Annotated in this window: 18 protein-coding genes and 1 tRNA gene; 8 read left to right on the top strand and 11 right to left on the bottom strand. The window is 67.9% G+C overall.

Going from position 1 to position 17,409, the window contains the following annotated elements; translation table 11 throughout:
* Window positions 1–4 precede the first annotated feature (4 nt).
* On the top strand, window positions 5–1,234 hold the full coding sequence (locus tag ACIRCZ_RS01940) for an RNA polymerase sigma factor (RefSeq protein ID WP_402849058.1): 1,230 nt from the start codon (window positions 5–7) through the stop codon (window positions 1,232–1,234).
* A gap of 27 nt (window positions 1,235–1,261) precedes the next feature.
* Window positions 1,262–2,104 (top strand): NAD(P)-dependent oxidoreductase, encoded by an 843-nt coding sequence (locus tag ACIRCZ_RS01935; RefSeq protein ID WP_402849055.1) that lies wholly within the window; start codon window positions 1,262–1,264, stop codon window positions 2,102–2,104.
* 168 nt (window positions 2,105–2,272) lie between these two features.
* Here ACIRCZ_RS01935 and ACIRCZ_RS01930 read toward each other — a convergent pair whose 3' ends face one another.
* The 7 genes from ACIRCZ_RS01930 to ACIRCZ_RS01900 form a co-directional block, all read right to left on the bottom strand.
* Entirely contained in the window at window positions 2,273–3,310 is a 1,038-nt protein-coding gene (locus ACIRCZ_RS01930; RefSeq protein WP_402849052.1) for a Gfo/Idh/MocA family protein, read from the bottom strand.
* The gene (locus tag ACIRCZ_RS01925; protein ID WP_082581288.1) at window positions 3,307–4,350 is read right to left on the bottom strand and encodes a Gfo/Idh/MocA family protein; all 1,044 of its coding nucleotides are present in this window, start codon (window positions 4,348–4,350) and stop codon (window positions 3,307–3,309) included. Before ACIRCZ_RS01925 ends, ACIRCZ_RS01930 begins: the two co-directional genes overlap by 4 nt.
* A gap of 15 nt (window positions 4,351–4,365) precedes the next feature.
* Window positions 4,366–5,220, bottom strand: a complete 855-nt coding sequence (locus tag ACIRCZ_RS01920) for a carbohydrate ABC transporter permease (RefSeq protein ID WP_402849048.1) — start codon at window positions 5,218–5,220, stop codon at window positions 4,366–4,368.
* Window positions 5,213–6,169, bottom strand: coding sequence for a carbohydrate ABC transporter permease (locus tag ACIRCZ_RS01915; protein WP_055892707.1), 957 nt, complete (start codon window positions 6,167–6,169; stop codon window positions 5,213–5,215). The genes ACIRCZ_RS01920 and ACIRCZ_RS01915 overlap by 8 nt, the downstream gene beginning before the upstream one ends.
* The gene (locus tag ACIRCZ_RS01910; protein WP_402849044.1) at window positions 6,169–7,434 is read right to left on the bottom strand and encodes an ABC transporter substrate-binding protein; all 1,266 of its coding nucleotides are present in this window, start codon (window positions 7,432–7,434) and stop codon (window positions 6,169–6,171) included. Before ACIRCZ_RS01910 ends, ACIRCZ_RS01915 begins: the two co-directional genes overlap by 1 nt.
* 82 nt (window positions 7,435–7,516) lie before the next feature.
* On the bottom strand, window positions 7,517–8,707 hold the full coding sequence (locus tag ACIRCZ_RS01905) for a Gfo/Idh/MocA family protein (RefSeq protein ID WP_055892701.1): 1,191 nt from the start codon (window positions 8,705–8,707) through the stop codon (window positions 7,517–7,519).
* Window positions 8,704–9,897 (bottom strand): ROK family protein, encoded by a 1,194-nt coding sequence (locus ACIRCZ_RS01900; RefSeq protein WP_402849040.1) that lies wholly within the window; start codon window positions 9,895–9,897, stop codon window positions 8,704–8,706. Before ACIRCZ_RS01900 ends, ACIRCZ_RS01905 begins: the two co-directional genes overlap by 4 nt.
* Window positions 9,898–10,130: 233 nt before the next feature.
* Between ACIRCZ_RS01900 and ACIRCZ_RS01895 the strand changes: the two genes are divergently transcribed.
* The gene (locus ACIRCZ_RS01895; protein WP_055892692.1) at window positions 10,131–11,228 is read left to right on the top strand and encodes an AI-2E family transporter; all 1,098 of its coding nucleotides are present in this window, start codon (window positions 10,131–10,133) and stop codon (window positions 11,226–11,228) included.
* A gap of 94 nt (window positions 11,229–11,322) precedes the next feature.
* Entirely contained in the window at window positions 11,323–11,796 is a 474-nt protein-coding gene (locus tag ACIRCZ_RS01890; RefSeq protein WP_055892689.1) for a hypothetical protein, read from the top strand.
* A 60-nt stretch (window positions 11,797–11,856) separates the two neighbouring features.
* Here ACIRCZ_RS01890 and ACIRCZ_RS01885 read toward each other — a convergent pair.
* Window positions 11,857–11,932: transfer RNA gene (locus ACIRCZ_RS01885), tRNA-Lys, on the bottom strand.
* A 117-nt stretch (window positions 11,933–12,049) separates the two neighbouring features.
* Here ACIRCZ_RS01885 and ACIRCZ_RS01880 point away from each other — a divergent pair.
* Window positions 12,050–12,847 carry an inositol monophosphatase family protein gene (locus ACIRCZ_RS01880; protein ID WP_402849035.1) on the top strand — a complete coding sequence of 266 codons (798 nt, stop codon included), beginning with the start codon at window positions 12,050–12,052 and terminating at the stop codon, window positions 12,845–12,847.
* Window positions 12,848–12,941: 94 nt separating this feature from the next.
* Here the strand turns inward: ACIRCZ_RS01880 and ACIRCZ_RS01875 are convergent, their stop codons facing one another.
* Both ACIRCZ_RS01875 and ACIRCZ_RS01870 read right to left on the bottom strand, forming a co-directional pair.
* Window positions 12,942–13,418 carry an SRPBCC family protein gene (locus ACIRCZ_RS01875; RefSeq protein ID WP_055892683.1) on the bottom strand — a complete coding sequence of 159 codons (477 nt, stop codon included), beginning with the start codon at window positions 13,416–13,418 and terminating at the stop codon, window positions 12,942–12,944.
* Complete coding sequence (locus ACIRCZ_RS01870) at window positions 13,415–13,774, bottom strand: ArsR/SmtB family transcription factor (RefSeq protein ID WP_402849032.1); 360 nt, start codon at window positions 13,772–13,774, stop codon at window positions 13,415–13,417. Before ACIRCZ_RS01870 ends, ACIRCZ_RS01875 begins: the two co-directional genes overlap by 4 nt.
* 130 nt (window positions 13,775–13,904) lie before the next feature.
* On the opposite strand from ACIRCZ_RS01870, the gene ACIRCZ_RS01865 reads away from it, so the two are divergent.
* From ACIRCZ_RS01865 to ACIRCZ_RS01855, 3 genes are read left to right on the top strand one after another with little or no spacing between them, the layout of a single operon-like run.
* Window positions 13,905–14,780 carry an ABC transporter ATP-binding protein gene (locus ACIRCZ_RS01865; protein ID WP_402851605.1) on the top strand — a complete coding sequence of 292 codons (876 nt, stop codon included), beginning with the start codon at window positions 13,905–13,907 and terminating at the stop codon, window positions 14,778–14,780.
* The gene (locus tag ACIRCZ_RS01860; protein ID WP_402849029.1) at window positions 14,780–16,021 is read left to right on the top strand and encodes an ABC transporter permease; all 1,242 of its coding nucleotides are present in this window, start codon (window positions 14,780–14,782) and stop codon (window positions 16,019–16,021) included. The genes ACIRCZ_RS01865 and ACIRCZ_RS01860 overlap by 1 nt, the downstream gene beginning before the upstream one ends.
* Entirely contained in the window at window positions 16,021–17,001 is a 981-nt protein-coding gene (locus tag ACIRCZ_RS01855; RefSeq protein WP_402849026.1) for an NAD(P)H-quinone oxidoreductase, read from the top strand. The genes ACIRCZ_RS01860 and ACIRCZ_RS01855 overlap by 1 nt, the downstream gene beginning before the upstream one ends.
* Here ACIRCZ_RS01855 and ACIRCZ_RS01850 read toward each other — a convergent pair.
* Window positions 16,904–17,350: a DUF2809 domain-containing protein gene (locus ACIRCZ_RS01850; RefSeq protein WP_402849023.1), complete on the bottom strand. Its 447-nt coding sequence runs from the start codon at window positions 17,348–17,350 to the stop codon at window positions 16,904–16,906. The genes ACIRCZ_RS01855 and ACIRCZ_RS01850 overlap by 98 nt on opposite strands.
* Window positions 17,351–17,409: the final 59 nt, after the last annotated feature.

The following is a 17,409-nucleotide window of genomic DNA, read 5'->3' as shown; positions in this document are numbered from 1 at the left end:
CCGCGTGGATCGCGACGGCAGCGACGACATCGCCCGCGTCTTCCGTGCGGAGTACGGCCGTTCGGTCTCCGTCCTGTACCGCGTCTTCGGCGATCTGAGCATCGCGGAGGACGCGGTGCAGGACGCCTTCGTGACCGCCGCCGACCGCTGGCCGGTGTCCGGGATCCCACCGGCGCCGGCCGGCTGGATCATCACCACCGCCAGGCGAAAGGCCATCGACCGGCTGCGCCGTGAGGCGACCGGCCGCGATCGAGAGGCGGAGGCCGCGCTCCTGCACGAACAGGACGCGCCACCCACAGCAGAGGAGGGCGAAGTGGACGACGATCGGCTGCGCCTGATCTTCACCTGCTGCCATCCAGCGCTCGCTCCCGCCAGCAGGGTGGCGCTCACGCTGCGGCTGCTCGGCGGCCTCAGCACGGCGGAGATCGCGCGGGCGTTCCTGGTGCAGGAGTCGACGATGGGCCAGCGCCTGTCGCGGGCGAAGGCCAAGATCCGTGATGCACGCATCCCGTTCCGCCTTCCGTCCGACGCCGACCTTCCCGACAGGCTCGCCTCCGTGCTCACGGTCGTCTACCTGATCTTCACCGAGGGCTACACGGCGTCGGCAGGAGACCGGCTGGTGCGCGACGAGCTCTGTGACGAGGCGATCCGCCTGGCCAGGGTGCTGGTCGAGCTGATGCCGGACGAGGAGGAGGCGCACGGCCTGCTCGCGCTGCTCCTGCTCGTCGACGCCCGCCGCTCCGCCCGGCTCGACGCGGCAGGCGGTCTCGTCCTGCTCCCCGACCAGGACCGCGCGCTCTGGAACGCCGACCGCATCGCGGAGGGGCAGGCCATCCTGCGGCGCTGCCTGGCCCGCGGCAGGCCGGGGAGCTTTCAGTTGCAGGCCGCGATCCAGGCCGTCCACGACGACGCCACCATCGCGGCCGAGACGGACTGGCCGCAGATCGTGACGATCTACGATCAGCTCCTCTCCGTGCATCCATCGCCCGTCGTGGCGCTCAACCGCGCCGTGGCCGTGGCCGAGGTCGACGGCCCATCCGCGGCTCTGGCCGAGACCGACCGGCTGCTGGATGCGCTCGGCGCCTTCCATCTGCTGCACGCGATCCGCGCGGACCTGCTGCGCAGGCTCGGCCGCAGCGCAGAGGCAGCCGCCGAGTACGAGGCGGCGCTGGCGCTCACCGACAACGCGGCCGAGCGCGCGTTCCTCACCCGTTCGCGCGCCGCTCTTCCCTAGCCGCGCGCATCGGCGCACAGTGGATGCATGAACATCGCATTCCTCGGGCTCGGCCGCATGGGCCGTGAGCTCGTCCCCCATCTCATCGACGCCGGCCACCGGGTGACCGTGTGGAACCGTTCGCCGGAGCCCGCCCAGTCCATGGGCAGACGTGGCGCGCGCGTGGCGGCGACGGCGGCTGAGGCGGTCGACGGCGCAGAGGCGGTCGTCTCCGCACTGTTCGGGCCGGACGCCGTGCGCGAGGTGATCGTCGACGGCGCGCTCCCATTCGCATCCGGCGCCGTCTGGATCGACGTGACCACGGTCTCTCCCGCCGACGCCGACGCGTTCAGCGCGTGGGCGGCCGACGCCGGCGTGAGCTACGTGCACTCCCCCGTGATCGGCTCCCTCGCGCCTGCGCGCGCAGCGGCCCTCGGCGTCCTCATCGGCGGCGAGCACGACGCCGCACGCACAGCGCGCACCGTCGTCGCGCTCTGGGCCGACCCCAACAAGCTCCGGATGCTCGACACCCCTGCGCAGGCCGCCACCGGCAAGCTCGTCGCCAACCTCGCCCTCGCCGTCTCCTTCGAGGGGCTGGTGGAAGCCCTCCGCCTCGGAGAGTCCGGCGGGCTCAGCACCTCTCAGGTGCTCGATACCCTCGGCATCACCGCCCTCGCCCCGATCGCCGCGATGAAGGGCGGCCCCGTGGTGGCCGGCGACTTCGACGACACCCAGTTCTCAGCTGCCCTCCTCGCGAAGGACACCCGTCTGATGCTGGCGACCTCGCACGAACCGCTCCCCGCCGTCGCCCTGGTGTCGGCGGCGCTGGAGGACGCGGTCGACGCGGGCGACGGCGAGAAGGACTTCTCGGTCATCGCCAGGCCGCGCTGAGCGGCCGGCCTGCTGGCCTTCGTGCGTCGTCACCCGGTGGGACCGGCGAACATGTCCATGGTGGGGTCGGTGGAGCACTCGCTCTAGAACTCGAGGGTTTGACTGGGCCCCTCCTAGACGGAGCCGGACACGATCCACGCGGCGCGGGTTTCGCGCCGCGTGGAATGCCTACAGAGTGACCGGCTGCCCGTCCACGGCAGAGCGGCGCGCCGCATCCGCCACCTGGAGCGTGCGCAGCCCGACGCGCCCGTCCGGCACGGCGGCACGGCCGGTGCGCACGGCGTCGAGGAACTCGGTGAGCATCAGCGCGTCGAGGTTGTCGCCGACGCCCTCCCAGACCTGGCCATCCACCGTCTGCCCTGAGACGTGGGGGGCGAACGGCGCGATGGTGATGTTCCCCTTCGTGCCGGTGAGCTGCAGTGTGAGGCCGCCCCAGGTCGGTCCGTTCTCCGGCATGGTCCAGGAGCAGTCGATGGTCGCAACTACCCCGCCAGGGTAGGTCGCCGTGACGAGGCCGCCCGTCTCGACCTGCAGACCGTCGTCGGCGTGCAGCAGTCGGTTGGACACCGCCCGCACCGTCGTCGGCAGCGCGCCGAGGAGCTCGTCGAGCAGGTCGGCGCAGTGCACGACGTGGTCGACCAGCGCGCCCCCGCCCGCGAGCGTCTGGTCGGTGAACCAGGCGCGGTCGGACGGCAGCTTGCCGTTGTTGGTGCCGCGAATGCCCACGACGTCACCGAGCTGACCGGCGCGCACCCGCGCCAGCGCGTCCACGAACGACGGCGCGAAGCGCACAGGGTATGCGGTCATCAGGGTGACGCCAGCGCGTTCGGCGGCGTCGAGCATCGCGCGGCCGTCGTCGACCGTCGTCGCGAGGGGTTTCTCGCACAGGATGTGCGCCCCGGCAGCGGCGGCCGCCTCCACCAGTTCGCGGTGCCTGGAGTTCTCCGCCGTGACGATCACCGCATCCGGCCCCCAGGCGAGCGCTGTCTCGTAGTCGGCCACGTAGCGCACCCCGATGGATGCGGCCAGCGCCTCTCCGCGGAGCGCAGCGTCCGGCGCGGTGGCACCGTCCGGGTCTGTCACGATCAGGTCGATGTCGTCGCGGCCGGCGAGCAGCCGGCAGTAGCCGATCGCGTGCGGGTGCGCGAACGAGAGAACGGCGATCTTGAGCGTGCTGGTCACGGTGTCTCCTGTTCCGGCGGTCATGCGCCGACCTTCTGTGCGAGGGCGTTCTCGATCCCGGTGATCCTGGCGAGCCCCGTCGCCGTGTCGACCTCGATGGCGCGTCCGGTGCGGAGCGATTCCGCCGCCGCTTCCGCGATGGCGACCGCCCTGATTCCGTCCTCTGCCGTCACGACGCTGTCCGTGCCATCGGCGATGGCACGGAGGAAAGCGGCGAGCTGCGTCGTGTACGGACTGACCGCGTGGGTGGCGGGAGGCAGATAGCCGTCTCCGGATGCGCCGGCCGGGAAGTCGAGCACGCTGGCGGCGTCCGTCCGCGAGTCGATCTCGAGGGTGCCCCTGGTGCCGGCGACGTCGGCACTGGTGCGGAACACTGTGCCTGCCGGTCCCCAGGTGCCCTGGACGTGACTGATCGCCCCGCCCGCGTGGGTGAGGGTGACGTGGGCGGTGACGATGCCCGGCACGATGCCGTCCACGCTCGCCGGGCTCTGCACCGCGTACACCTGGGTGACGTCGCCGGCGAGCCAGCGTGCCTGGTCGAGGTCGTGGATCATCTGGTCGAGGACGATGCCGCCCCCGGCGTTCTCGTCGAAGAACCAGGAGCCTGCCCGCGGAGCCTGGCCGCCGCGCACGAACCGCAGCACTGCTGGGTCGCCGATCCGGCCGGCGTCCACCTGACGCTTGACTTCGGCGTACTCGGGGAAGAACCGCACAACGTGCGCAGGGAACAGGCGCACCCCTGCCGCGTCGGCCGCGTCCGCCAGCTCCCGCGCCTCGGTCGAGGTGACAGAGAGCGGCTTCTCGCAGATGACGTGCCGACCGGCGGCGATGGCGGCCAGCGCGAGCTCCTTGTGGCTGCTGCTCGACGTGACGATGTCGACGACGTCGCTCGCCGCGAGCAGCGCATCCAGATCGGGCGCGATGGCGAAACCGTACTCTGCGGCGAGCGCCTCGGCCCCCTCGTGGGAGTAGACGGTCACCTGGACGCCGAGAGCCGCCCATGCGGTCGCGTGCACCTGGGAGATCCCGCCGGCGCCGATGAGGCCGACTCGGAGAGTTTTCACTGTGTTCGTTTCTTTCTACTTCAGGCCCGAGAATGCGATGCCGTCGATGACGCGCTTCTGCATGATCAGGAAGAGGATGAGCACCGGCGCCATCGCGAGCAGGCTGGCTGCGAGCAGGAGCGGATAGTCGGGGATTGACCGCTGGCTGGTGAGCGTCGCGATGCCGGCGGAGAGTGGCATCTGGGTGGAGTCCGTCGCGACGATGAGCGGCCAGAGCAGGTCGTTCCAGGACGCGAGCACCGTGATGATCGCGAGGGCGGACAGGCCGGGCTTGGCCAGCGGCAGCATCACCTTCCAGAAGGTCTGGAAGTGGTTGGCGCCGTCGAGGCGTGCAGCCTCCGCCAGCTCGTCCGGCAGACCGAGGAAGAACTGCCGCATCAGGAATGTGCCGAAGGAGCTGAAGATGCCGGGGGCCGCGATGCCGGCGATGGTGTTCAGCCAGCCGAGGCCCTGCACGATCTGGTACTGCGGGAGCAGGTACACCTGCGGCGGCACCATCAGGATGGCCAGCACCAGCGCGAAGATCGTGCGCTTGAACGGGAACGACATCCTGGCGAACGCGTATCCGGCCATCGAGCAGAGCAGGAGCTGACCGACCGTGCGGATCACCGTGACGGCGACGGACACCCAGAGCTGGTTGAGGAACGGGAGCTGGTCGAACACGTGGGCGAAGTTCTCCCAGTGCAGCGTGCCCGGCCACACGGTCGGCGGCACGGAGGTGACCTGCGCGTTCGTGGACAGCGACATCAGGATCTGCCAGATGAAGGGGAAGACCATGATGAGCGATCCGACGATCAGGATGAGGTGGGTGAGCCCCGTCCCCATCCTCGCTTTGCCGGTCTTGGAACCGACCACGACGGAGCTAGACATACGTCACCCACCTCTTCTGCATCCGGAACTGGATGATCGTGAACACGCCGACGAGCAGCAGGATGGCCATGCCGACCGCGGCCGCGTAGCCGTTGTCGCCCGTCTGCTGGTGGGCGAAGAACAGGTACACCATCGACTGGGTCTGGTTGATCGCCGGGTTCTGCGTGCCCATCAGGGCGTAGAGCAGGTCGAAGAGCTGGAAGCCGGTGATCACCGTCATGACGGAGACGAAGAAGATCGACGGGCTGAGCAGCGGCACCGTGATCGAGAAGAACTGCCGCATCCGGCTGGCCCCGTCGAGCGACGACGCCTCGTACATCTCCGGCGGAATGCCCTTCATCCCGGCCGAGAGCACGATCAGGTTGAAGCCGAGCGAGATCCACATCCCGACCAGGCCCACCGCGATGAGAGCGAACCACTCGGTGGAGAGCCAGTTGGGTCCTTTGATCCCGACCAGCGACAGTGTGTAGTTGATGACGCCGAAGTCGCCGTTGAAGATGATCCGCCAGACCATCGCGACCGCGGCGGGCATGGCGACGTACGGCAGGAAGAACGCCGTGCGGTACAGGGTCGCGAAGCGCAGCCCCGGCCGGTTCATCAGGCTGGCGAAGACCACGGCGAGCGGGATGCCGATGAGCAGGAAGCCGATGTAGACGAGCGTGTTGACGATCGACCGCCAGAATGACGGGTCCGCCAGCATCGCCTGATAGTTCGACAGGCCGCTCCAGGTCGCGCCGCCGAAGACGCCCCACGTGGTGAAGCTGAAGTATGCGTTGCGGATGATCGGCCAGATGTAGAAGACGAGGACGCCGAACAGCAGCGGGGCGACGAACAGAGCCGCCCACAGCCATTCCTTCCGGTCGGTGCGCCGTCTGCGCGGCGGCGTCGACCGGGTGGCGGGCGCCGTGGTCACGGCGCCCGCCTCCTGGGGTGCGATGGAAACGGACATTACTCTTTGGCGAGGTCCGCGTTCATCTGCTTGGCGAGGTCCTTGGCGACGTCGGCCACCGGGCGCTTGCCGGAGAAGGCGTCGGGCAGGAGGTCGTTCTCCGCCTTGTTCCAGGCCGCCGTGTTCTTCGAGATCGGGTACGGGTACGCGTAGTCCGCCGCCGCCTTCTCGAAGATGTTCAGGTCCCAGGGAGCCGTCTTGACGAAGGCGTCCTGCGTGCCGTTGAACGCGGGGTTCGCCGCGCCCATCTCTGCCTGCGTCTCCGCAGCCTGCTTGCCGCCGAGGTAGTTCTGGAACGCGACGGCAGCGGCCTTGTTCTTCGAGTCCTTCGCGACGACGTTCGCGAGACCGTGGATGACGGTCGCCTGCTTCTCGCCCTTGGGCAGAGGAGCGAGTGCGATCGTGTCCTTGATCGGCGAGGCGAGCAGCTCGGCGTTCAGCCAGGTGCCCGACCAGATCATCGCGGACTTGCTGTTGATGAACCACTGGTCCTGCGGGGTGTCCGACAGCTGCGACGGCGTCGGAGAAGAGCCGTCGGCGACCAGGTCGCGCACGAACTGCAGACCCTTGATCGACGCGGCGGAGTCGTAACCGGACTTCTTGCCGTCGGACGAGATGATCTCGCCGCCCGCCTGCAGGATCGTGTTGTAGTACACCTCCTGGCCGCCGCTCAGACCGCTGGCGACGCCGTAGACGCCGTCCGCCTTCAGCTTGTCGGAGATATCCTTGGCCTTCTGGTGGAACTCGTCCCAGGTCCAGTCGGCGGTCGGGTACGCGACTCCCGCCTTGTCGAACACCGCCTTGTTGTAGAAGACGCCGATCGTGTCGAAGTCCTTGGGCGCCCCGTACTGCTTGCCGTCGTAGCTGTACAGCTCGTTCAGCGCCTTCGGGTAGTTCGCAGGGTCGATGCCGGAGCCCACCGGTTCCAGCAGCCCATTGGATGCGTAGAGCTGGAAGTTCGGACCGTTCATCCAGAACACGTCTGGCAGCGTCTTGGACGAGCCCTGCGTCTGCAGCTTGGTGAAGTAGTTCTGGTACGGGGTGACCTGGGTGGTCACCTTGATGTTCGGATACTCCTTGTTGAAGTCCTTGATGAGCGCCTCCATCGCCGGCTTCTGGTTGACGTCCCAGAACGCGTAAGAGATCGAAGCCGACAGATTATGATCGGCAGTGGCACCGGAGCCGCTTCCAGTGTTGGACGAGCATCCGGCCAGAAGGGCTGCGGCTGCAACCGCCGCCCCGGCGGCTAGTAGGGCTTTTCGCATTGGTTCTCCTTGAAATGTGAGTGTTGTTGTGGTGCCTCCCGGGTCGGCGATCAGTCCTCGTCGGCCCGGGGATTCCCCGTGGTCACACCAGCGTGGCCACGTGTTCATCCACGGCGGGGACGGCGATGGGCCGTGAACCGTCTCGGATGGACTCTGTCGCTGCGACGGCTGTCGCCACCGCGTTGCGTGCCGCGACCGCCGACGTCTCCGTTCGGGAGCCGTCCGTCACGAACCGGATGAACTCGGCGACCGTGAGCCTGTCGGCGTCACGGTGCCCCCGCTCGTCTCCGTTCACCCGGTATTCGGCGTCGCCGACGGGGTCGTACAGCGTGCGGGTGTTCCACACCCGCACCACGGCCCCATCGGTGTCGCCGAAGTTCTCCAGCCTGCCCTCCGTGCCGATGACGGTGTAGTTCCGCCAGTAGTCCGGCGTGTAGTGGCACTGCTGGTACGACGCGTATACGCCGTTGTCGAGCCGCATGTTCACCATCGAGATGTCCTCGACGTCGATCACGGGATTCAGATCCGTCTGGCTGAGCGGCGGCCACGCCTCCAGCGAGAACCAGTCCGGCATCGACCGGTCGGAGTTGTCACGGCGGGCGTCGATGCCGCCGTAGAGGCTGAGGCCGCCCATCCCGGTGACGAGCTCCGAGTATCCTCCGGCGAGCCAGTGGATGATGTCGATGTCGTGGGCGCCCTTCTGCAGCAGCAGCCCGTTCGACTTGGCGCGTTCGGCGTGCCAGTCCTTGAAGTAGTAGTCGCCTCCGTTGCCGACGAAGTGCCTGCACCAGACCGCCTTGACCTCGCCGATCTCGCCGCGCTTGATGATGTCGCGCATCAGGGTGACGACGGCCATGTGCCGCATGTTGTGGCCGACGTACAGCTTGCTCCCGCTCTCCGCCGCCGCGGCGAGGATGGCGTCTGCGTCCTCCAGGCTGATCGCGAGCGGCTTCTCCAGGTAGACCGCGATCCCGGCGCGCAGCAAGTCGATCGCGATCTCGGCGTGCGTGTGGTCGGGCGACGTGACGAAGGCGGCGTCGACGATGTTGCCTCCGCGCGCATCCCGAGCCTCGATCAGCTCGCGGTGGCCGGGGAACGCGGTGAGCTGGTCGCCGAACGCCTCGGCGGCGCGCGCCCGCGCTGTCGCGCTCGGGTCGGCCACCGCCACGATGACACCGGCCCCTGAGTCGACGGCGTGACCGGCGATGTACGACCGCGCCCCCACACCGATCACGGCCAGCCTCAGCGGCGCCCCTGCGTCCTGCGAAGTCATACTGCGATCCTCTCTGCGAGGGCTTTCGCCCCTGCGACGTCGATATCGGGCTCCGGCACGTCCGCCGTCCCGTACACCCGCTCGGCCGACTGGCCGAAGGCGAGCGCAAGCGCTCCGAGCACGACCGACTCTGCGCCGAGCTCCGACTGGATGATGGTGGGGTGGATGGGCAGACGGATCTCGCGCATCACCGCCCTGCGCAACGGCTCCAGCAGCGCCTCCCCCGCGCGGGAGAGACCGCCGCCGACCACGACCACATCCGGGTCGATGGCCATCGTCAGGGTCGCGATGCCGGTGGCGAGGCCGCCGACGAACGACTCGATCTCCTCGCGCGCCTCGTCGTCGCCGTCCACGGCCATCCGGAACACCTCTTCGCCTGTCGGCGCGGAGTTCCAGCTGAGCTGGCCGGTCGCGCTGACCTTCATCGAGAAGACGATCTCGCCGACCTCGCCTGCGGCGGAGTGCGCTCCGCGGCGCAGCTTGCCGTCGATGATGAGGCCCATCGAGATGCGGTGCCCGAGGAAGAAGTACGCCGAGTCGTTGACCAGTCTGGATGCGCCCATCCTGTGCTCCGCGAGAGCGGCGAGACGCATGTCGTTCTCCACCACCACCTCGCAGCCGAACTCCGAGCGCAGGTGACCGGCGATGTCGACGCCCTCCCAGTCCGGGAAGTTGCGGGAGACGATGAGCCTGCCGTCCTCGCCGACGAGCCCGGAGACGGCCACCGCCATGGCGATCAGCCGCGACCTGTCGATGCCGTTGCCGTCCAGGCAGTCCGCCACGACCTTCCGCACCACGCTCATCCTGCTCGCCCCGAGGAACGACTCGTCGACCTCCTGCTCCGCCCAGCCGACCATCGCTCCTGCGAGGTTGGCGACGGCGACGCGCACCCGGTGGATGCCGATGTCGACGCCGACGAGGTAGCCGAGGTCGGCGGCGAAGTCGTAGAGGCGGGCCGGCCTGCCTGCTCCGCGGCCTCCGAGCGTGTGCTCATCGACCTCGAGCACGAGACCGCGCTCGCGCATCGTGGTGAGTGCGACCTCGACGGTGGGCCGGGAGAGTCCCGTTCGGGAGGCGATCTGGGCGACGGTCCCCCTGCCGCCCTCTCGGACGGCGACCGCGCACCGGGCGGCGTTCGCCGCCCTCTGACGCGAAGCGTCGGGCTCCTGGCCGCGTCCACCGAATACCATTCGTCGAAACTCCCGCTCGCTTACAATGAAACCTCGTTGCTTAATTGCTGCCGTAAGTGAAGCATGGGCAGGATGCGGGCGTCAAGACCAAAGCGAATAGAAGTAAACGGGTTTACATATTCGAAACACGCATCCGTCCTGTCGTGCCTCGCCGTGCCGCCTGATGACTTGTCGCGGACCGCCAGGGGGCAATACGCTCAGCACCAGCCATACACCGAGCCGAGGAGGGCGTGATGCGCCTCACCAAGCCAGCCCCACCGGCCGCCACCGAAGACCAGCCGCAGCCGTCCATGCTGCAGCGGAGCCCACTGGCGCTCGGCTACATCGTCACCCTGGGCGCGGTGGGCGCGATCGTCACCGGGTTCGCCCTGTACGGGCTGCGCTCGATCATCTTCATGGTCTTCCTCGCGATGTTCGCGACGGTGGGCCTCGATCCGCTCATCCGCTGGTTCCAGCGCAGGCACATGTCGAGGCCGTGGGCGATCGTGACCGTGATCCTGCTCCTCATCGCCGTCATCATCACCATCGTCTGGGTGGTGCTCCCCCTGGTGATCCAGCAGGTCCAGTTCCTGGTGACGACCATCCCGAAAGAAGTGGCGAACCTCAAGGACCAGGGCTGGTTCGACCCGGCCAACGCGTCGAGCAACGGCGTGCTCGGCGCCCTCGTGAACTGGGTGGCGAGCGAGGTCCAGAAGCCGGAGGTGTGGGCGTCGCTCGGCACCGGTCTGGTCGGCTTCGGCCTCTCGATCGTGAACGGCCTGACCTCGGGGTTCTTCATCGCGATCCTCACCATCTACTTCATCGCCACCTACGACGCGACCAAGGAGGCCGCGTACAAGCTGGTCGCCGCATCGCACAGGGCGACGTTCATCAGCTACGCAGAGCGCATCCTGCGCAACTTCGGCAAGTACCTCAGCGGCATGGTGATCCTCGCGTTCTTCAACGCGGTCTACAGCGTGATCCTGCTCCTGCTCACGGACGTGCCAGGCGCCTTCCTCATCGGTATCCTGGCGTTCTTCATCACACTCATCCCGTTGATCGGAACCGTGCTGACGACGGCCGCTATGACGGTGCTGGCCTTCATCCATTCCCCCGTGTCCGGCCTGTTCGTCCTGATCTTCATGCTGATCTACATGCAGGTCGAGGCATACATCCTCACCCCGAAGGTGATGGGCAAGGCCGTGCAGGTGCCAGGCTCCGTGGTGCTGATCTCGGCATTGGCGGGGTCGACGCTGTTCGGGCTGCCTGGCGCGCTGGTCGCCATCCCGATCTCCGCGGGCATCATCCTGATCATCAAAGAGATCGTGATGCCGAGGAAAGAGCTGCGCTGAGGATCCGCGCCGGCGCCGGCTGCGGGCTGAGGGATTGAACTGTCCCATTTGGGGGCGTCGCCCTGGCAGCAGCGCCTACGCCACAATGAAGGACGTGAACTGGCTGACCGTCGCCCTCCCCATCGTGACCCTGATCCTCGGAGCCGTCGGCTCGTTCGCCGCCGAGTCGATCCGCCACAGGAAGGCGCGCAGGGAGGCGTTGGCCGACTCTCTGCGGACGACCCGCTCTGAGCGCTACATCGCGTTCATCGATGCTGCGCACTCGGCAGCGCACACCCTCGGTCGCATGGCGGACGGTTGCCCGGATCCGCTCGCTGCCGACTCCGACAGATACTGGCTGGTCGACAGCGACGTCGCGCAGAAGTTCCGCACCCTGCAACTCGTCGGCGGCGACGCCGTCGTGGCACACGCCGCCGAGGTCCGTTCTGCTCTCGAAAGCTTCCGCGACGCCGTGAAGGCGGGCGTCGTCTACTGGAGCGACGACTACCGTGCGGCATACCAGCCGGTCGTAGACGCGCGCAACGCACTGATCGCCGCGGCGCGCGAGGAGATCAGCGCGCTCGTGTGACCCTCACCCGAGCAACGAGAAAGCCCGGCCGGATTAATGATCCGACCGGGCTTTTTCTTGTGGTGCACCCCCTGGGACTTGAACCCAGAACCCACTGATTAAGAGTCAGTTGCTCTGCCGATTGAGCTAGAGGTGCGTTTTGTTCGGCGACCCGAACGAGGCTCAACACTAGCATCCACTTCGCCCTCATTGCCAATCGAGCATCCTTCGACTTCGGCACCGTCTGTTCACCATGCGTCGGTAGGCTCGTCGGGTGACTTCCGACTCCGCATCCTCCCCGTTCGCCGACGACCTCGCGCTCGCGCTGCGCCTCGCCGACGTCGCCGATTCGATCTCCCGGGAGAAATTCCGTGCCCTGGATCTGCACATCGACACGAAGCCGGATCGCACTCACGTCACCGAGGCCGATCTGGCGGTCGAGCGGGCCATCCGCGAGCTGATCGCCGCCGAACGACCTGGCGACGGCATCCTGGGCGAGGAGTACGGCACAGAGGGCGATGCCTCCCGCCAGTGGATCATCGACCCCATCGACGGCACGGCCAACTATCTGCGTGGCGTCCCGGTGTGGGGCACGCTCATCTCGCTCGCCGTCGACGGCGTGCCGGTGGTCGGCGTCGTCAGCTCGCCGGCACTCGACCGGCGCTGGTGGGCGGCACGGGATGCCGGCGCCTGGCTCTCCGAGTCGGGCGCCGCGCCCCGCCGTCTTCGCGTCTCCGCCGTCGCCGACCTGGAGCACGCATCCATCAGCTTCCAGAGCATCGCCCAGTGGGATGGTGCAGGCTACCTCGACAAGCTCGTCGCGCTCACCAGGCGGGTGTGGCGGGACCGCGCATACGGCGACATGTGGTCGTACATGCTGCTCGCAGAGGGGGTGCTGGATGCGGTGGGCGAGTTCGACGTGAAGACCTACGACCTCGCCGCCCTCATCCCGATCGTGCAGGAGGCGGGAGGCACGTTCACCTCCGTCACCGGAGACGCCGGCCCCGGCAACGGCTCCTCCCTCGCCAGCAACGGCCTGCTGCACCCCGCCCTCCTCGACGCGCTCGCCTGACGCACGATCGAGCCGGGACCTGTGTACGCGACACGCCGGGCGGCGGCGTACACAGGTCCCGGCTCGATGGCGACGGCAGGGCGGGAGGGGGTCGTCAGAGCGCGGAGAGGGCCTCTTCGAGGCGCTCGTAGCCCTCGGTGACGCCCTTGGCCTGACCGGAGGCGACGATGCCGTCGCGGGCTTCCATGGTCGGGTACACGGCGTGCGCCTTGACCCTGGTGCGTCCGCCGTCGAGCGACTCGAACGTGATCGACTCGATGCTCACCACATCCGGGTAGCCCTCGAACTCGAAGGTCTGGATGGCGAACTCGTTCTCGCGAACGACGTGGAAGACGCCGCGGAACGCATACTCGGCGCCCTCCGGGTCGCGGTGCACGAAGCGGTAGCGGCCGCCCGTGCTGAAGTCGTACTCCTTGATGTCCATCTCGTAGCCGCGCGGACCGCTCCACTGCGAGAGCAGCGCAGGGTCTTTGTGGGCGAGGAAGACCTTCTCGACCGGGAAGTCGAACTCGCGCTCGATGTCGACGAACGGCAGGCCGTCCGGCGCGGTGATGGTGACGGGGTTGCTCATTTCTTCTTCTCCTTGTGTGTGACGGTGTCGCCGAGGTCGGCGAGCACGCTGTCGAGGCTGCGGTACTGCTGTTCGTGGACGAGCCGGTAGCGGTCGATCCACGAGGTGAGCTCTTCGAGGGCGGATGGTTCGAGGTGGACGGGGCGACGCTGCGCATCCCGTGTCCTGGTGACGAGGCCGGCTTCTTCGAGCACGTGGATGTGGCGGGAGATCGCCTGCGTGGTGATCGCGAACGGCTCCGCCAGTTCATTGACCGTCGCAGGCCCCGTGCTGAGGCGGGCGACGATCGCGCGTCGCACCGGATCGGCAAGCGCCTGGAACGCCCTGTCGAGCCTGGCCTCGCTGTCCGCATTCATATCCAACGATTTCCTTTATCAACTATTACGTTGAATAAGATAATCCCGGTCGCGGCCACCGTCAACCCCTAATGTGGGACGGGTGAGCAGTCCCAGCAGCGAACCACTCGTGCACATCGACCACTTCCGCATGGACTTCGGTCGCACGACCGTCATCCGCGATCTCTCCTTCGACATCTCCCGCGGCGAGACGTTCGGCTTCCTCGGCAGCAACGGCTCGGGCAAGACCACCACGATCCGCGCGCTCCTCGGCATCTACCAGCCGACCGGAGGCGTGCTGCACATCGACGGCCGCCCGTTCAGCCCGGAGGCCGGCGACAGGCTCGGCTACCTGCCGGAGGAGCGCGGGCTCTACAAGAAGGAGTCCGTCATCGACGTGATGGTCTACTTCGGCAAGCTCAAGGGTCTCGGCAAGGAGCAGGCGCGCACCTGGTCGCGCAACTATCTCGAGCGGGTCGGCATCGGCGACAAGGAGAAGGTGCGGCTGGACAAGCTCTCGGGCGGCCAGCAGCAGAAGGTGCAACTCGGCGTCACCATCATGAACGACCCTGAGCTGCTGATCCTGGACGAGCCGACCAAGGGCTTCGACCCCGTCAACCGCCGCCTGCTGATGGACATCATCGACGACCAGAGGCGCGCGGGGTCGACGGTCATGATGGTCACCCACCAGATGGAGGAGGTCGAACGTCTCTGCGACAGGGTCATCCTCTTGAAAGACGGCGGCTCACGCGCATACGGCACGGTCTCCGAGGTGCAGGAGCAGTTCGGCGGCACTGTGATCCACGTCGATCACGACGGCACGATCCCCTCCTCCTCGGCATATGACATCGCACGGGATGCGGACGGTCACGCAGAGCTCGACGTCGCCAACGACGCAGACACCGCCGCCATCCTCCGCTCCCTCGTGGATGCGGGCCTCGACGTCACCCGGTTCGCGCCGACCAGGAAATCGCTCGACGACATCTTCGTCGAAGTGTACGGAGCAGACAGCAGGGAGGCTGACTGATGGCCCAGCACAACCTCGGGACGGTCGTCTCGTTCGAGTTCCTCCGTACGGTGTCGAAGCGCCGGTTCTGGGCGATCACTCTCGTCGTGCCGATCTTCGCCATCGCGCTGATCAGCCTGATCGTCGCCTCCAACGTCTCCACGGCGCAGACCGCCGATGCGCAGAAGAACGCGCGCTTCGAGTTCCAGTACGTGGATGCGTCCGGGCTGGTCGATCCCGCCGTCGCCAGGCAGCTCGGCGGCACCCCGGCCGACAGCAGCGCCTCCGGTGTGGACGCCGTCAAGGCCGGTTCGTCCGAGGCGTTCTTCGACTACCCCGCCGACCCGGCGAAGGAGACGGTGAAGGTCTACGGGGCGGACGCCGGGCTGCTGCAGAACGCCAAGTACTCCTCGGCGGCGGAGTCCGTGCTCTCGGCGAGCGTCGAGAAGCGCATCGGCTCCCCCACCGACGTCGCCGTGCTGCGCGGCGAGATCCAGACGTCGACCACCACGTTCAAGAACGGCGCCGTCGCCCCCGGCTTCGAGGCGATCATCCCCGCCCTGATCTTCCTGGTGGCGTTCTTCATCGTGATCGTGTTCCTCGGCAACCAGATGCTGAACTCCACCCTCGAGGAGAAGGAGAACAGGGTCACCGAGATGATCCTGACCACGATCAACCCGACGAGTCTGCTCATCGGCAAGGTCATCTCCCTGTTCATGATCGGCATCATCCAGATGGCGGTGTTCGCCCTGCCTGTCGTGTTCGGGTACCTGTTCTTCCGGGAACAGCTCTCCATTCCGAGCCTCGACCTGTCCGGGCTGGTGTTCGAGCCGGAGAAGATGATCGTCGGCGCGCTCATCCTGATCGGCGGGTTCGCGCTGTTCACCGGCACGCTCGTCGCGGTGGGCGCTGTGATGCCGACGGCGAAGGATGCGGCTCCGCTGTTCTCGATCGTCATCTTCTCGATCGTGATCCCGCTCTACGCATCCGGTTTCGCGATCAGCTCCCCGCAGTCGCCGATCGTGCAGGTGCTCGCGTTCTTCCCGTACACGGCCCCGATCACGGCGCTGATCCTGAACGCGTTCGGCACGCTGCCGCTGTGGCAGGCCATCGTGATCATCGTCGAGCTGTTCGTGCTGTCTGCCGTGGTGCTCCGCATCGCGGTGCGCCTGTTCCGCTACGGTTCGATCGAGTACACCAACAAGGTCAAGATCCGGGATGTGCTGACCAGGCGCTCGAACACGGCCGGGGCACGTTCCTGATGCGCGCCGTCGTTGTCTCCACTCCAGGGGACGCGGACGTGCTGACCGTCGCCGACGTCCCGGAGCCCGTCGCCGCGGACCGCGAGGTGCGCATCCGGGTGGCGGCGGCCGGGCTGAACGGCGCGGACCTGTCGCAGCGCCGCGGCTTCTACCCTCCGCCCCCCGGTGCGCCGGAGTGGCCGGGGCTCGAGGTCTCCGGCACGATCGACCAGGTGGGCGCTTCGGTGTCAGGCTGGTCGGCCGGCGACCAGGTATGCGCTCTGCTGCCAGGCGGAGGATACGCCGAGTACGTCACCGTGGATGCGGGCCTCGTGCTCCCCGTCCCGCCCGGCGTCGACCTCGTGGAGGCCGCCGGCCTGCCGGAGGTCACGGCGACGGTCTGGTCGAACGTGTTCCAGCTCGCAGAGCTCGCAGAGGGCGAGACGCTGCTCGTGCATGGAGGATCGAGCGGCATCGGCTCGATGGCGATCCAGCTCGGCCGGGTGTTCGGCGCGCACGTGATCGCGACGGCGGGCAGCCAGGTGAAGGTGGAGTTCTGCCGCACCCTGGGCGCCGAGGCGGCCATCGACTACCGGGAGAGCGACTTCGTCGAGGTGGTGCGCGACGTCACGGACGGCCGCGGGGTCGACGTGGTGCTCGACATCGTCGGGGGCGCGTACATCGCCCGCGACCTGGATGCGCTCGCGACGGGCGGCCGCATCATGTCGATCGCCACCCGCGACCGCACTCCTGCATCCATCGACACGGGCCTGCTGATGAGCAAGCGCGCCAGGATCTGGGGCACGACGCTGCGGGCGCGGCCGCTGGCCGAACGGGTCGCCATCGTGGCCGGGGTGCGCGAGCACGTCTGGCCGCAGATCGCCGCGGGACGGGTGCGCCCGGTCATCGACGCGGTGTTCCCTCTCGAGGACGCACCGCAGGCGCATCGCCGGATGGAGTCGTCGGCTCACCTGGGGAAGATCCTGCTGCAGGTCGGCTGACCAGCGCGACCACAGTGACGCCCACCGCGTACGCCGCCAGGTCGATCCACTGGAACGTCGACCCGAGCACGAAGGAGCTGCCGGGGATGCGCGTCTCGATCGCCTGCGGGACCGACGTGAGCTGCAGGAACTCGATCGCCCAGCAGAACGCGAGCGCGACCACCGGCGCCACCCAGCCGGCGGCATGCGGCGCCAGCCATGCGAACAGCACCGCGATGAGCGCCGCGTACAGCGCATCCCCCGCGAAGCCGCCGACGGGGCCGTCCGCGAACGCGTGCACCGCCAGCCCGGCGAGCAGCACGCACGCGGCGGCGATTCCGAGGCGGGCACGGCGGCCGAGTCTGGTCATCCTCTGAGGCTAGGCGCGCGCATCCGGTCGCCGCGTCCTTCGCGCGGATGAGAAAATCG

Origin of the sequence: Leifsonia sp. NPDC102414 (assembly GCF_044765685.1) — a bacterium.
Classification (GTDB): Bacteria; Actinomycetota; Actinomycetes; order Actinomycetales; family Microbacteriaceae; genus Leifsonia.
The sequence above is the reverse complement of the archived record's forward strand: the minus strand, read 5'-3'. Positions and strand labels throughout refer to the sequence as shown.

Excerpts from the sequence above, each read along its gene's own strand:
- ACIRCZ_RS01860 (WP_402849029.1), top strand. The coding sequence starts at position 14,780 with ATGGCCCAGCACAACCTCGGGACGGTCGTCTCGTTCGAGTTCCTCCGT.
- ACIRCZ_RS01905 (WP_055892701.1), bottom strand. The coding sequence starts at position 8,707 with ATGACTTCGCAGGACGCAGGGGCGCCGCTGAGGCTGGCCGTGATCGGT.
- ACIRCZ_RS01915 (WP_055892707.1), bottom strand. The coding sequence starts at position 6,169 with ATGTCCGTTTCCATCGCACCCCAGGAGGCGGGCGCCGTGACCACGGCG.
- ACIRCZ_RS01895 (WP_055892692.1), top strand. The coding sequence starts at position 10,131 with ATGCGCCTCACCAAGCCAGCCCCACCGGCCGCCACCGAAGACCAGCCG.
- ACIRCZ_RS01930 (WP_402849052.1), bottom strand. The coding sequence starts at position 3,310 with ATGACCGCCGGAACAGGAGACACCGTGACCAGCACGCTCAAGATCGCC.
- ACIRCZ_RS01875 (WP_055892683.1), bottom strand. The coding sequence starts at position 13,418 with ATGAGCAACCCCGTCACCATCACCGCGCCGGACGGCCTGCCGTTCGTC.
- ACIRCZ_RS01865 (WP_402851605.1), top strand. The coding sequence starts at position 13,905 with ATGGACTTCGGTCGCACGACCGTCATCCGCGATCTCTCCTTCGACATC.
- ACIRCZ_RS01935 (WP_402849055.1), top strand. The coding sequence starts at position 1,262 with ATGAACATCGCATTCCTCGGGCTCGGCCGCATGGGCCGTGAGCTCGTC.
- ACIRCZ_RS01850 (WP_402849023.1), bottom strand. The coding sequence starts at position 17,350 with ATGACCAGACTCGGCCGCCGTGCCCGCCTCGGAATCGCCGCCGCGTGC.
- ACIRCZ_RS01910 (WP_402849044.1), bottom strand. The coding sequence starts at position 7,434 with ATGCGAAAAGCCCTACTAGCCGCCGGGGCGGCGGTTGCAGCCGCAGCC.
- ACIRCZ_RS01920 (WP_402849048.1), bottom strand. The coding sequence starts at position 5,220 with ATGTCTAGCTCCGTCGTGGTCGGTTCCAAGACCGGCAAAGCGAGGATG.
- ACIRCZ_RS01855 (WP_402849026.1), top strand. The coding sequence starts at position 16,021 with ATGCGCGCCGTCGTTGTCTCCACTCCAGGGGACGCGGACGTGCTGACC.
- ACIRCZ_RS01900 (WP_402849040.1), bottom strand. The coding sequence starts at position 9,897 with ATGGTATTCGGTGGACGCGGCCAGGAGCCCGACGCTTCGCGTCAGAGG.
- ACIRCZ_RS01870 (WP_402849032.1), bottom strand. The coding sequence starts at position 13,774 with ATGAATGCGGACAGCGAGGCCAGGCTCGACAGGGCGTTCCAGGCGCTT.